Raw genomic sequence first — 12,466 nt, 5'->3', positions numbered from 1 at the left:
GCGCCGGCGGCGTCATGGGTGAGTTCGAGCTGATCCGCCGCTTCTTCGCCGCGGCCGCCTGCGCGGCGCCGGCGACGGAGGTGGCCCTCGGCATCGGCGACGACTGTGCCCTGCTGGCGCCGCCTGCCGGCGAACAGCTGGCGGTCTCCACCGACACCCTGGTGGAAGGTGTGCATTTTCCCGCCGGTTGCGACCCTTTCCTTCTTGCCCAGCGCGCCCTGGCGGTCTCCGCCAGCGACCTGGCGGCGATGGGCGCCGCGCCCCTGGCCTTCACCCTGGCCCTGACCTTGCCGAAGGCCGAAGCCGAGTGGTTGCAGGGCTTCGCCCGCGGCCTCGACGCCATGGCCCGGCAGTGCGGCCTGGCCCTGGTCGGCGGCGACACCACGCGCGGCCCGCTGAGCATGACCCTGACCGTATTCGGCAGGGTGCCGGCCGGCCAGGCGCTGACCCGCGCCGGTGCGCGCCCTGGCGACCTGCTCTGCGTCGGGGGCCCGCTCGGCGAGGCTGGAGCGGCTCTGGAACTGGTGCTGGAGCGAAGATCGGCGCCCGCCGAGGTGGCCGAACCGCTGCTGGCGCGCTACTGGACGCCGGCCCCGCAATTCGGTCTAGGCCTCGCCCTGCGCGGCAAGGCCAGCGCCGCCCTGGACATCTCCGACGGGCTGCTCGCCGATTGCGGGCATATCGCCCGCGCTTCCGGCGTTGCCCTGCTGGTCGAATGCCAGCGCTTGCAGGCAAGCGCCGCGTTGAGCGGCCTGCTCGCCGGCGAGGAAGCCTTGCGCCAGCAACTGGCCGCCGGCGACGACTACGTGCTGGCCTTCACCCTGCCGCCTGCGTACCTTGGCGAGATTCGCGCCGCGTGGCCGGCCATGGCCGTCATCGGCCGGGTCGAGGCGGGGCAGGGGGTGCACCTGCTCGACGCCGACGGAAAGGAACTCATACCGGCCGTGGCCGGCTACCAACATTTCGGAACCCAACGTGACTGAGCATCCTGATCAGGCGCCGGCGCAGCCGGTGCCGCCGTCGGTCTGGCGCAATCCCTGGCATTTCCTCGCCTTCGGCTTCGGCTCCGGCACCCTGCCCAAGGCGCCGGGCACCTGGGGGTCGCTGGTGGCCATCCCGTTCATCCCGCTGTGGCAGATGCTGCCGGACTGGGGCTACTGGCTGATGCTGGGAGTGACCATGCTGTTCGGCTTCTGGCTGTGCGGCAAGGTCGCCGACGACCTGCGCGTGCACGACCACGAAGGCATCGTCTGGGACGAGATGGTCGGCATGTGGATAACCCTCTGGCTGGTGCCGGAGGGCTGGTGGTGGCTGCTGATCGGCTTCGTCGTGTTCCGCATCGTGGATATTCTCAAACCCTGGCCGATCAGTTGGGTGGACCGCAACGTGCACGGGGGCGTCGGGATCATGCTCGACGACGTCCTGGCCGGGGTATTCGCCTGGCTGGTCATGCAGGGTCTAGTCTGGGGATGGGTACACTGGCTGGTCTGAGGCCTCCCATGCGTCTGCTCGTCCTGTTCTGCTGCCTGTGGCTGCTGCCCGGCGTCGCTTCCGCCGAACCCTCCGTGGGTGAGATCCGCGTGGTCAGCGAAACCTGGACGCGCTACACCCAGGAGGACGGTCGCGGGGTGGCCTGGGACCTGCTGCGGGCCGTCTACGAGCCGGCCGGGGTACGCCTGCGGATCGCCAACGAGCCCTATACCCGGGCGGTCGGCCTGGTCCTGCGCGGCGAGGCCGACGCCTGGGTCGGCGCCTACCGCGGGGAAATCGACGAAGCGCTTTACCCTCGCTGGCCCTATGACGTCGATCCGATTGCCGTGCTTTCCCTGAAGGACAATCCGCCGCCGCCGCTGGAGGGCCTGAGCCGGTTCCGCCTGTCATGGATGCGTGGCTACGCCTTCGCCCGCTATTTCCCTACCCTGACCCCGCACAGCGAGTTGCAGCGCCGCACCTCGGCGCTGCCGATGCTGCTCAACCACCGGGTCGACTATTTCATCGATTCGCGTCCGGAACTGGAGGAAATGCTCGCAGGGGCCGGAGCGCTGGCGGCTGAGTACCGCATCACCGACGTCACTCGGTTGCCGCTGTATCTTGGCTTCTCCGATTCCCCCAGGGGCCGTGAGCTGCTGGCGCTGTTCGACCGGCGCATGCGGCAGTTGCATGCCAGCGGCGAGCTGGAGCGGATCTTCGCCCGCTGGAACTGGCCCTATGCGCCGTTGAAGGCAATCCTGCCACCCAAGGAGTGATCATGCTGCGGCTGTGCGTCGCCCTGTTTTCCAGCGTTCTCGCGTTGTCCTCGCTGGCCGCGCCCCAGGTGTTCGTGGTCGGCCTGTTCCCCGGCGCGGCGGTACTCAACGTCGATGGCCAGCGCAAGCTGGTCAGGGTCGGCCAGACCGGCCCGCAGGGCGTCCAGGTGGTCAGCGCCGACAGCCGCAAGGCGGTGCTGCGGATCGACGGCGTCGAGCGCACCTACGAACTGAGCCGCGAATACAACGAGGCGGGCTATTCGGCGCCGCAGCGGCAAAGCTTCAGCATCGCTCGCGGCACCGGCGGGCACTATTGGGTGGCTGGCTCGGTGAACGGGCAGAACATGCAGTTCCTGGTGGATACCGGCGCCACCAGCATCGCCATGAACGAGAACGAGGCGCGCCGCCTGGGTATCGATTACCGGGTGGACGGCAAGCCGATGGTCGCCTCCACCGCCAGCGGCACCTCGCGCGGCTGGCGGGTGACCCTGGACCGGGTGAAGATCGGCGGTATCGAGTTGCTGGGTGTCGAGGCGGCGGTGATCGAGGGTGGCTATCCGACCGAAGCCCTGCTCGGCATGAGTTTCCTCAACCGGGTGCGTTGGCGCGAGGAACAGGGAATGCTGCTTATCGAGGCCAAGCATTGAATGTCGCTCGCTCATAACCCGGGGTTCTATTCATCGTCCATCTCGATAGGTATTTGCGGCATTTCGAGCTGACCGGGCGCCGGACGCTGCTGGTACAATGGCGGACTTCCGTTTCCCTAGGAGTTCCCCGGTGTCCGTCGTGTTCGTCGCCGCCTCCAAACTGCCGACTCCCTTCGGCGAATTCACCATGCATGGTTTCCTCGACGAGGAGAGCGGCAAGGAACATGTAGCCCTGAGCATGGGCGACATCGCCGATGGCGCGCCGGTGCTTGGTCGCCTGCATTCCGAATGCCTGACCGGCGACGCGCTGTTCAGCCTGCGCTGCGATTGCGGTTTCCAGTTGGAAGGCGCGCTTGCCGCCATCGCCGAGGAGGGCCGCGGCGTGCTCCTCTACCTGCGCCAGGAAGGTCGCGGCATCGGCCTGCTGAACAAGATCCGTGCCTATGAATTGCAGGATGGCGGTGCCGACACCGTCGAGGCGAACCTGCAACTGGGTTTTGGCGCCGACCAGCGCGACTACGCCATGTGCCAGCCGATGCTCGCGCACCTGGGCGTCTCCTCCCTGCGCCTGATGACCAACAATCCGCGCAAGGTCAAGGCGCTGGAAAGCTACGCCATCACCGTGGCGGAGCGCGTGCCGCTGCAAAGGGGCCTGAACAAGCACAACAGGCGCTACCTGGCGACCAAGGCCGGCAAGCTCGGGCACATGCTCGGCAGCCTGCACCAGGGCGAGGCGGAAACCACGTGAGTCGCCAGCAAGCCCGCGGCGCGCTGGGACGCGCCTGGTGGTTGCAACTGGCGTTGGCGCTGTTGCCGCTGATCCTGGTCGAGTTCTTCCTCGGCGAACTGCAACCCCTTCCCCATGGCCTGGCGATGCCGCTGTTCATCGCCGCGCTGCTGTCGATGTTCGTCAATCTGCCGCTGTTCGGTGCCTACAAGCGTGGTCTCATCGCCACCCAGAAAGCGCTGGATACGGCGGAGGAAGCCGCCGCCTGGACCCGCCTGGCGCAGGTGCGCCGCAAGGCCCTGTTCGGCGCCAGCCTGCCGGCCTGGATCGGCGTGCCGGGTGTGTTCGCCGGGCTCAACGGCGTTGCGCTGATCCTGCTCGGGATCACCAGCCTGGTGTTGTTCTGGCTCTACCGTATTCCGCGTCAACTCGGTTGATGCGCTCGTTCTGGCTGCTCGCCTGCCTGCTCCTCAGCCTTTCCGCCGGGGCGGCGCAGCGGGTGGTCAGCCTGGCGCCTTCGCTGACCGACAGCGTCCTCGAACTCGGCGCCGCGCGCCGCCTGGTCGGCGTGCTGGATGGTGGCGAGCGTCCGGCGGCGATTGGCGACCTGCCTTCCGTCGGCCGCTACGGCCAGGTCAATCTCGAACGCCTGCTGGAACTGCAGCCCGATCTGATCCTGGTCTGGCCCGGCAGCGTGCCCGAGGCGCAGTTGCAGCGCCTGCGGGACTTCGGCATCGCCCTCTTCATCGCCGAACCGCACAGCCTCGACGAACTGGCCCTGCAACTGGCTGCGCTGGGCGAGGCATTGGGCGAGGCCGAGGCCGGCCAGCGGCTGTCGACCAGGTTCCGCGAAGGCATGCAGCGCCTGGCCGAGCGCTACCGGCGGGACAAGCCGCTGAAGGTGTTCTACCAGGTCTGGGACCGGCCGCTGTACACCATTGGCGGACGCCAGGTGATCAGCGATGCGCTGCGCGTCTGCGGCGCCGAAAACCTGTTCGGCGACCTGCCGCAGCCGGCGCCGCAGGTCAGCGTCGAGGCGGTTCTGGCGCGCGATCCGGCGGTCATCGTCGCCGGCAGTCACGCCCAGCTCGAACTCTGGCGGCAATGGCCGGCGCTGGCGGCGACGCGGCGCGGACAGCTGTACCGGATCGAAGACAAGAACCTCGAGCGGCCGAGCTTCGCCATGCTGGCGGCGACCGAGAAACTCTGCCGCTCGCTCGCCGGGGCGCGCTGAATGCTTGCCGGTATCGCGCTGTACCGGCGGATAACGCCGGTGGCGTTATTCGCCCTACGGGCAATTGGGGGGTAGGGCGAATAACCGCAACGCGGTTATTCGCCGTTGTCGCTGGGTTTGGCGCTACTGCCGGTCGAGACGCTGGCGTACCGCCTTTTCGATGCCCGCGGCATCCAGGCCGCATTCGGCGAGCATCTCGCTGGGCTTGGCGTGTTCGACGTAGTAGTCGGGCAGGCCCAGTTGCAGCAGCGGGACTTCGAGGCCCTCGCTGGCGAGGAACTCGCCGACCGCCGAGCCGGCGCCGCCCATCACGGCGTTTTCCTCGATGGTCACCAGCAGTTCGTGGCTGCCCGCCAATTCGCGTACCAGGGCTTCGTCGAGGGGTTTGACGAAACGCATGTCGACGACTGTGGCGTCGAGGCTTTCGGCAACCTTCATCGCCTCCGCCAACTGCACGCCGAAGACCAGCAGTGCGACCCTGCCGCCGCGCCGACGGACCACGCCCTTGCCGATCTCCACCGGTTGCAGGTCCGGATCGATCGGATGGTTGGGGCCGCTGCCGCGCGGATAGCGCACCGCGGCCGGGCCATCGAACAGGTAGCCGGTGGTGAGCAGCTTGCGCAGCTCGTCCTCGTCGCTGGGGGTCATCACCAGCATGCCGGGGATGCAGCGCAGGTAGGAGATGTCGAAGCTACCGGCGTGGGTCGGGCCGTCCTCGCCGACCAGGCCGGCGCGGTCGATGGCGAACAGCACGTCGAGGTGCTGCACGGCGACGTCATGGATCAACTGGTCGTAGGCGCGCTGGAGGAAGGTCGAGTAGATCGCCACCACCGGCTTCATGCCCTCGCAGGCCATGCCGGCGGCCAGGGTCACGGCATGCTGTTCGGCGATGGCGACGTCGAAGTAGCGTTCCGGGTAGCGTTCGCTGAAGGCCACCAGGTCGGAACCTTCCTTCATCGCCGGGGTGATGCCGAGCAGGCGCGCGTCCTGGGCGGCCATGTCGCACAGCCACTGGCCGAAGACGCTGGAATACTTGGGTCCGCCGGTCTTCTTCGGCGCACTGCCGGGAGCTTCCAGCTTGGTGATCGCGTGGTAGCCGATCGGATCCAGTTCGGCCGGGGCGAAGCCCTTGCCTTTCTTGGTCACCACATGGAGGAACTGCGGGCCCTTCATGTCGCGCATGTTGCGCAGGGTAGCCACCAGGGTCGGCAGGTCGTGGCCGTCGATCGGGCCGATGTAGTTCCAGCCGAGCTCCTCGAACAGGGTGCCGGGGACCAGCATGCCCTTGGCGTATTCCTCGGTGCGCCGGGCGATCTCCCAGGCCCCGGGCAGGCGCGAGAGCACCTTCTTGCTGCCCTCGCGCATGCTGCTATAGGTGCGGCTGGAGAGGATCTTCGCCAGGTAGTTGGAGAGCCCGCCGACGTTGTGCGAGATCGACATGTCGTTGTCGTTGAGGATCACCAGCATGTCGGCGTCGACTTCCGAGGCGTGGTTGAGTGCCTCGAAGGCCATGCCGGCGGTCAGCGCACCGTCGCCGATCACGGCCACCGACTTACGCTCCTTGCCTTGCAGGCGGGCGGCGATGGCCATGCCCAGGGCGGCGCTGATGGAGGTGCTGGAGTGGCCGACGCCGAAGGTGTCGTACTCGCTCTCTGCGCGGCGCGGGAAGGCCGCCAGGCCGTTCTTCTGGCGCAGGGTGCCCATCAGCTCGCGGCGTTCGGTGAGGATCTTGTGCGGATAGGCCTGGTGGCCGACGTCCCAGACCAGGCGATCGTCCGGAGTGTCGAAGACGTAGTGCAGGGCGATGGTCAGCTCGACCACGCCGAGGCCGGCGCCGAAATGACCGCCGGTCTGCCCGACGGTATACAGCAGGTACTGGCGCAGCTCGTCGGCCAGGGTTTCCAGGTCCGCCTCGCCCAGCCGGCGCAGTTCGGCCGGCGAAGAGGCGCGGTCGAGCAGGGGCGTGGCGGGGCGCTCGCGGGGAATCTCATGGAGCGTCTTGGGCATCAGGCTATCGTTATGCAATCCGGAGAGGCCAGCAGTTTACCTGATGCACCGGCCGCGCCCAAGCAAGGGAGCCCCTACCTTTGCCGGGGACTTCCGACGACCCGTCGGTCAGTTGCGTCGCTCGACGATGTAGCGGGCCAGTTGGCGCAGCGGGTCGGCGCTCGGCGGAAAACCGTCGAGGGCGGCCAGGGCCAGGTCGCGCAGCTCCAGGGCATAGCCTTTGGCGGCCTCCAGGCCGAGCAGGGCGGGATAGGTCGGCTTGTTGTGCGCCTGGTCCTTGCCCTGGGTCTTGCCGAGGGTGGCGGTGTCGCTTTCCACGTCGAGGATGTCGTCCTGCACCTGGAAGGCCAGGCCGATCGCTTCGGCGTAGCGTTCCAGGGCGGCCAGCGCGGCGGGCTCGGCGCGACCGCTGGCGAGGGCGCCGAGGCGCACGCTGGCTTCGATCAGCGCGCCGGTCTTGTGCCGGTGCATGACTTCCAGGGCCGCCTGGTCGAGGGCCACGCCGACCGAGCCGAGGTCGATCGCCTGGCCGCCGACCATGCCGGCGGAGCCTGCGGCGCGCGCCAGGCGGGTGAGCATTTCCAGACAGACGGCATGTTCCTGTGGATTGCGCCGGGTGTCGGCGAGCACTTCGAAGGCTAGCGCCTGCAAGCCGTCGGCGGCGAGGATCGCGGTGGCTTCGTCGAAGGCCCGGTGGGTGGTCGGCTGGCCACGGCGCAGGTCGTCGTCGTCCATCGCCGGCAGGTCGTCGTGGACCAGCGAGTAGGCATGGATCAGCTCCACTGCGCAGGCCGCGGCGTCGGCGCGCTGCGGCGCACCGCCGAGGGCCTCGCAGGCGGCGTAGGCGAGCAGCGGGCGAACTCGCTTGCCACCGTTCATCACGCTGTAGCGCATGGCCTCGTAGAGGCGTTGCAGTTCTTCGCGGGGAGCGACGAACAGGGCGTCCAGGGCGGCATCGACGCGCGCCTGGCAGCGCGCCTGGTAGGCCGCGATCATGCCTCGTCGCCTTCCGCATCGAACGGCGCTTCGCTGAGCTCGCCGTCGCGTTCGAGGAGGATCTGTACCTTCTGTTCGGCCTGGCTCAGCGACGTCTGGCATTCGCGGGTCAGGCGGATGCCCTGCTCGAAGGCGCCCAGCGACTCTTCCAGCGACAGCTCGCCGCTTTCCAGGCGTTCCACCAGGGTTTGCAGCTCGGTGAGGGACTGTTCGAAATCGAGGGTTTTCTTGCGGGCCATCGGGGGAGTCTCGGCGAGGTGTACAAAACCCCGCGACACTAGCAGAGGGGCGGGGGCCGGGCAAATCGGCGGAAGGTCGCTACGACCGATCGGGACGACCATGGCGGCGGCCTTGGCTAAGGTGGAGAGAGGTCCAGCGAGGAGGAGCCGACAGGCGATGCGCATCCAGGAGGTCCGGGAACGCAGTATTCCCCTTTCCCGTTACGCCGGCGTGGCGGCTGCCACCGGTGGTTTGAGCACCAGCCTGGTGGCGGTGCTCACCGATGCCGTGCGTGACGGTCGGCGTGTGGTCGGCTACGGCCACGCCTCGGTAGGGCGCTACGCCCAGGGCGGGCTGATCCGCGAGCGTTTCGCCCCGCGCCTGCTGGGGGCTCCGGCGGACAGCCTGGCGAGCGACGACGGCAGTGGCATCGATCCGTTGCGTGCCTGGGACCTGATGATGCGCGACGAGAAGCCCGGCGGCCACGGCGAACGCTGCGTCGCGGTGGGCGCCCTGGACATGGCCCTGTGGGATGCCGCGGCCAAGGCCGCCGGCCTGCCGCTGCATCGCTTCCTGGCGCGACGCCTGGGGCTGGCGGAAGACTATCCGCAGCGCGTACCGGTCTACGCCGGCGGCGGCTACCCCTATCCGCACGACGACCTGGGACGCCTGGAAGAGGAACTGCGGCGCTTCGTCGATCTCGGCTACACCCACGCCAAGATCAAGATCGGCGCGGCCGGGCTGGACCAGGACCGGCGCCGTATCGACAGGGCGCTGCGGGTTCTCGGCGACGCTTCGCGGCTGGCGGTCGACGCGATGAACCGCTACGACGCGGGGGGCGCGGTCGACGCAGCGAAAGCCCTGGCGCCGCTGGGGTTGTGGTGGTTCGAGGACATCTGCGACCCCCACGATTTCCCTACCCAGGCCGAAGTGGCGGATATCTATCCGGGGCCCATCGGTGCCGGCGAGGCCTTGTTCTCCCTGGCCGAAGCTCGCTTGCTGGACCTCTATGGCGGCTTGCGGCGGGAGCGTGACGTGCTGGTCTTCGACCCCGTGCATTGCTATGGCCTGCCGGGCTACCTGGCGATACTCGACCACCTGTGCGCCCGGGGTTGGCCGCGCGCGGCCTTCCGCCCGCACGCCGGCTACCTGTTCAGCCTGCACCTGGTGGCGGCCCTGCGCCTGGGCTGGGCCGAGGCTACGCCGTCGGCTTTCCGGCCATTCGACGATTTCGCCGGTGCCCTGCCGTTTTCCTCGGGACTGGCGGGGTTGCCACAATCGCCTGGTATCGGCTTCGAGCGCCAGGCGACACTTGCCGGGCTGTTCCACAAGCTTCTGGAGGCCTAGAGAACGGTGATTGGCTGGGGTTGTGCGGAGGCATTAAAAAAACCGGCTTGTGGCCGGCTTTTCTGGGGTGGGGTTGGCTTACTTCTGATAAGCCGCGCCTGCCTTAGGAATTCTGCATCGACGAGCCGAGGGCTCGTGAAGGAGGCGCTACTCTAGCAAACTCGGCCGGTCCTGCCCAGCATCCCGCGGGGCTCTATTTCGCCGGCTGCTAGCGGCGCCTGGCGAGAGCGCTCAGCACTTGGGCGACGAGGGCTTGGCCGGCTTGCTTTTCTTCACCGGCGATGCCTTGGGTAGCTGGGGCGCGGGAGCGGTATCCGGACTCAGACCCTCCACGCGGTAGCGCCAACCCTTGACGGCTGAGACCTGCCCGTCGGCGAAGCCCTTGCTGTCGGTCAGTTGCAACCAGTACTGGCGCTCCAGTTCCAGAAGCTGGCCCTGCAGCGTGCCGCCGGCGAAACTCTTGAGCGTGAAGGTCAGCAGCGGTTTTTGCCGCGAGGCCTTGGCCGGCGCGACCTCCAGCAGCCTGAGCGCAGCGAACAGGCGTGCGGCCTGCTCGGCTTCCGCCTCGCCCATCAACTGTGGCCTGGATGGGAACTGTCGCAGGCGGATGCCATCGTCCTTTTCGCTGGCTCGGGAAATGTTCAGCCGTACACCGTTGCCATAGGACAGGGTCAGCTCGCGCAACTGTTCGAATGGCAGGTCGGTCAACCGAGGGTCGAGCAGGGCCAGGTCGTTGACCGGCAGGCCGACCGTTCGGTCGATCAGCCAGGCCCGCTCATCGTCGGCCTGCCTGACCAACTGCCCGCCCTGCGAGGTGCGCTTGCCCAGCAACAGAACCAGCGGCGGCGCGTCGCCGCGCTCCAGGGTGATCCGGCTGGCCTGGCCCTTGCCCTGGTCGGAGAGTCCCATGCGCTCGCGGTTTTCCGGCGAGGCGCTCTTTTCCTCTAGCAGGCGCGCGTCGGCCAGGCTGCGCAACAGCTGCCTGATGGTTTCCCCCGAGGCGGGATAGCCGTCCTTGCTGGCGAGCGTCCAGTCCTTGCCATCGCGCCTGGCGCGGATCGTCGGTTGGCCGGGGGTGGCGATGCACAGGGCGGTCACCTGGTGCGGTTTCAGCCCTGGCAGCCAGGCGCGGCTCGCAGGCGGTTGCGCGGGCGGTTGCTGCCGTTCGTGGAGCCAGCCCAAGGTTCCGGCGAACAGCGCCAGGGCGAGAGCGAGTCCCGCTATGCTACCCAGGCGCATGTCAGCCCCTCCTCCGGCGCATGCTGCGCCAGCTCCAATGCAGCAGGAGGAGCAGGGTGAGGAGCGCCGGCAGCAGGACCGTATTGGCCAGTTTCACCTGTTCCGCCAGGCGCTCGACATCGGCATTCAGTTGGAACTGCAATTGACGCAGTTGCTGGCGGATGCGCAATTTGTCATCAATGAAGCGGCGCAGCGTCGCTTCCATTTCCGGAGTCACCTCCTGGTCGCCGTCGTCCATCGATTGCTGCAGGGCCCGCAGGTTCTTGTCGGTATCGTTGAGGCTCTGCTGCAGCGCGTTGAGCTGTTCCTGGGCGCGCATCCCGGCTTCGCGTCGGAGCGCTTCCACGCGGGTGAACGGGCGCTTCGTATGGCCTCGCGAGGGTAGGTCGATCAGCGCGTCCGAACCGGAGAGATAGTCGAGGGCATTGCCGACGAACAGGTCGTTGTCCGCCCATACCTGCGGCTCGTTGTGGCCGGGCTGTTCCTGGAGCCAGAGCGGATTGCTCAGCAGGTCCGTATCGGCGACCAACAGCACATGGATGTTCGCGCTGTCGCTCAGGCCTTCGCCTTGCTTCCCGCGGTCCGCGGGGAAGGCACTCGTCGCCGGCCCCTCGACCTTGGCGGCCAGCACGTAGCGTTCTCCGGTCGGGACCAGGGTGGCGTTGAGCTGCTCCGTCGAGGATTGGCGGAAGCGCTCCAGCGACAGCGGCATGCTGTGCGCCGAGCTGTGCAGCAACGGAATGAAGCGCGTCGAGGCTCCGCCGAGAGGTTCGAGCAGGCCGACGCTGGCGAGGTTGAGGCTTTCCAGGCCGGTGGTCAGCACGTTGTCGTGGGGGAACGTGTCGCCGGGGAGATGTAGCCAGGTCGGATTGCGCTCCGGGCGACGTTCGGCGTTGGGTTTGATCATGGCGAACGAGGCATCCGCCAGCAGGGTATCCGGCCGCAACTGGACGCCCCAGGAACGCAGCAACGGGGCCAGGTCGGAGCCTTTCCCGCCGTCCGCATCGGCGAGACTCAGAGGATCGACGAAGGCCAGCAGCTTGCCGCCGCGCAGGACGAACTGGTCGATGGCGTATTGGGTCTGTTCGGACAATTGCCTGGGGTGCACCAGCATCAACACCGAGATGTCGGCGGGGATTTCCGTCGAGGCGAGCCCCAGGGTGCGGATGTCGAACTGTTGGTAGAGCTTGTCCATCATCGCCCACGGCCTGCTGCCCGACTGCCCGTCGGTGGGCGCCTGCCCGGTCATCGGCAGCGAACTCATCAGGCCGACTACCGTGCGCTCCCGTTGCGCGAGCGCCTGGACCAGGCGGCTGAGATCGTATTCCAGAAGCGGCTCTTCTTCCGGCGAGAAGAACGGGATCACCTGGAGGCCGTCGGTCGGGTTGGTGGCCGCCAGGCCAAAGTAGATGGCTTCGCCATTCGGGCCGATGGGCGGCGCCTGCAGGCCGAAGCGCGCGGCACGGTCCTCGTCGTCGGAGAATGGCAGGGGATCGATCACGAACAATCGGACATTGCCATGGCTCCGCCGTGCATAGAGGTCCAGCACTTCCTCGACGCGGCGGGCGTAGTTGCGCAGGGCGGGTAGGTCACTGGCGCGGCTTTTCGAAAAGAACAGGTAGAGGTTGAGCGGTTCGTCGAGACTGTCGAGGACTTCCTGGGTGCCGGCGCTGAAGGTGTAGAGCTTCTGCTGGGTGAGGTCGAACTGCTGGTCGCGCAGCAGCAGGCTGGACAGCAGGTTGAAAGCGAGGAACAGCAGGCCGACCAGCAGCAGGCCGACGCCCGAGTACAGGGTTCGTTTCAT

The 12,466-nt window shown here is 67.8% G+C and carries 13 protein-coding genes; 8 read left to right on the top strand and 5 right to left on the bottom strand.

Annotation, left to right across the window (positions count from 1 at the left end; all coding sequences use genetic code 11):
- Nucleotides 1-14: 14 nt before the first annotated feature.
- The 7 genes from thiL (at nt 15) to HMPREF2581_RS19225 (ending at nt 4,854) form a co-directional block, all read left to right on the top strand.
- On the top strand, nt 15-983 hold the full coding sequence (gene thiL / locus HMPREF2581_RS19255; protein ID WP_003137635.1) for a thiamine-phosphate kinase: 969 nt from the start codon (nt 15-17) through the stop codon (nt 981-983).
- Nucleotides 976-1,491 carry a phosphatidylglycerophosphatase A family protein gene (locus tag HMPREF2581_RS19250; protein WP_003093304.1) on the top strand — a complete coding sequence of 172 codons (516 nt, stop codon included), beginning with the start codon at nt 976-978 and terminating at the stop codon, nt 1,489-1,491. The genes thiL and HMPREF2581_RS19250 overlap by 8 nt, the downstream gene beginning before the upstream one ends.
- 8 nt (nt 1,492-1,499) lie before the next feature.
- Nucleotides 1,500-2,246, top strand: coding sequence for a substrate-binding periplasmic protein (locus HMPREF2581_RS19245; RefSeq protein WP_003093303.1), 747 nt, complete (start codon nt 1,500-1,502; stop codon nt 2,244-2,246).
- Nucleotides 2,247-2,248: 2 nt separating this feature from the next.
- Complete coding sequence (locus HMPREF2581_RS19240; RefSeq protein ID WP_003093301.1) at nt 2,249-2,893, top strand: TIGR02281 family clan AA aspartic protease; 645 nt, start codon at nt 2,249-2,251, stop codon at nt 2,891-2,893.
- A gap of 130 nt (nt 2,894-3,023) precedes the next feature.
- On the top strand, nt 3,024-3,641 hold the full coding sequence (gene ribA, locus HMPREF2581_RS19235) for a GTP cyclohydrolase II (RefSeq protein WP_003093299.1): 618 nt from the start codon (nt 3,024-3,026) through the stop codon (nt 3,639-3,641).
- On the top strand, nt 3,638-4,057 hold the full coding sequence (locus HMPREF2581_RS19230; protein ID WP_003093296.1) for a hypothetical protein: 420 nt from the start codon (nt 3,638-3,640) through the stop codon (nt 4,055-4,057). Before ribA ends, HMPREF2581_RS19230 begins: the two co-directional genes overlap by 4 nt.
- Nucleotides 4,057-4,854, top strand: coding sequence for a cobalamin-binding protein (locus HMPREF2581_RS19225; RefSeq protein WP_003137636.1), 798 nt, complete (start codon nt 4,057-4,059; stop codon nt 4,852-4,854). The genes HMPREF2581_RS19230 and HMPREF2581_RS19225 overlap by 1 nt, the downstream gene beginning before the upstream one ends.
- Nucleotides 4,855-4,977: 123 nt before the next feature.
- Here the strand turns inward: HMPREF2581_RS19225 and dxs are convergent, their stop codons facing one another.
- From dxs to HMPREF2581_RS19210, 3 genes are all read right to left on the bottom strand, one after another.
- Entirely contained in the window at nt 4,978-6,861 is a 1,884-nt protein-coding gene (gene dxs / locus HMPREF2581_RS19220) for a 1-deoxy-D-xylulose-5-phosphate synthase (RefSeq protein WP_003102816.1), read from the bottom strand.
- 108 nt (nt 6,862-6,969) lie between these two features.
- Complete coding sequence (locus HMPREF2581_RS19215) at nt 6,970-7,857, bottom strand: polyprenyl synthetase family protein (RefSeq protein WP_003093289.1); 888 nt, start codon at nt 7,855-7,857, stop codon at nt 6,970-6,972.
- Nucleotides 7,854-8,096 carry an exodeoxyribonuclease VII small subunit gene (locus HMPREF2581_RS19210; protein WP_003093283.1) on the bottom strand — a complete coding sequence of 81 codons (243 nt, stop codon included), beginning with the start codon at nt 8,094-8,096 and terminating at the stop codon, nt 7,854-7,856. The genes HMPREF2581_RS19215 and HMPREF2581_RS19210 overlap by 4 nt, the downstream gene beginning before the upstream one ends.
- A 157-nt stretch (nt 8,097-8,253) precedes the next feature.
- Between HMPREF2581_RS19210 and HMPREF2581_RS19205 the strand changes: the two genes are divergently transcribed.
- Nucleotides 8,254-9,423 (top strand): mandelate racemase/muconate lactonizing enzyme family protein, encoded by a 1,170-nt coding sequence (locus HMPREF2581_RS19205; RefSeq protein ID WP_003137638.1) that lies wholly within the window; start codon nt 8,254-8,256, stop codon nt 9,421-9,423.
- A gap of 231 nt (nt 9,424-9,654) precedes the next feature.
- Here HMPREF2581_RS19205 and HMPREF2581_RS19200 read toward each other — a convergent pair whose 3' ends face one another.
- Together HMPREF2581_RS19200 and HMPREF2581_RS19195 are read right to left on the bottom strand one after the other, a co-directional pair.
- Nucleotides 9,655-10,662: a DUF4340 domain-containing protein gene (locus tag HMPREF2581_RS19200; protein WP_003137639.1), complete on the bottom strand. Its 1,008-nt coding sequence runs from the start codon at nt 10,660-10,662 to the stop codon at nt 9,655-9,657.
- Nucleotide 10,663: 1 nt separating this feature from the next.
- On the bottom strand, nt 10,664-12,466 hold the full coding sequence (locus tag HMPREF2581_RS19195) for a GldG family protein (protein ID WP_003137643.1): 1,803 nt from the start codon (nt 12,464-12,466) through the stop codon (nt 10,664-10,666).

This window comes from Pseudomonas sp. HMSC057H01 (genome assembly GCF_001836405.1).
In the GTDB taxonomy this organism is placed as follows: Bacteria; Pseudomonadota; Gammaproteobacteria; order Pseudomonadales; family Pseudomonadaceae; genus Pseudomonas; species Pseudomonas aeruginosa.
This window is presented reverse-complemented; position numbering and strand designations above follow the sequence as displayed.

What these genes read in the sequence shown, in the direction of transcription:
- thiL (WP_003137635.1), top strand. Translation starts at nt 15, where the DNA reads ATGGGTGAGTTCGAGCTGATCCGCCGCTTCTTCGCCGCGGCCGCCTGC.
- HMPREF2581_RS19245 (WP_003093303.1), top strand. Translation starts at nt 1,500, where the DNA reads ATGCGTCTGCTCGTCCTGTTCTGCTGCCTGTGGCTGCTGCCCGGCGTC.
- HMPREF2581_RS19240 (WP_003093301.1), top strand. Translation starts at nt 2,249, where the DNA reads ATGCTGCGGCTGTGCGTCGCCCTGTTTTCCAGCGTTCTCGCGTTGTCC.
- HMPREF2581_RS19225 (WP_003137636.1), top strand. Translation starts at nt 4,057, where the DNA reads ATGCGCTCGTTCTGGCTGCTCGCCTGCCTGCTCCTCAGCCTTTCCGCC.
- dxs (WP_003102816.1), bottom strand. Translation starts at nt 6,861, where the DNA reads ATGCCCAAGACGCTCCATGAGATTCCCCGCGAGCGCCCCGCCACGCCC.
- HMPREF2581_RS19215 (WP_003093289.1), bottom strand. Translation starts at nt 7,857, where the DNA reads ATGATCGCGGCCTACCAGGCGCGCTGCCAGGCGCGCGTCGATGCCGCC.
- HMPREF2581_RS19210 (WP_003093283.1), bottom strand. Translation starts at nt 8,096, where the DNA reads ATGGCCCGCAAGAAAACCCTCGATTTCGAACAGTCCCTCACCGAGCTG.
- HMPREF2581_RS19205 (WP_003137638.1), top strand. Translation starts at nt 8,254, where the DNA reads ATGCGCATCCAGGAGGTCCGGGAACGCAGTATTCCCCTTTCCCGTTAC.
- HMPREF2581_RS19200 (WP_003137639.1), bottom strand. Translation starts at nt 10,662, where the DNA reads ATGCGCCTGGGTAGCATAGCGGGACTCGCTCTCGCCCTGGCGCTGTTC.
- HMPREF2581_RS19195 (WP_003137643.1), bottom strand. Translation starts at nt 12,466, where the DNA reads ATGAAACGAACCCTGTACTCGGGCGTCGGCCTGCTGCTGGTCGGCCTG.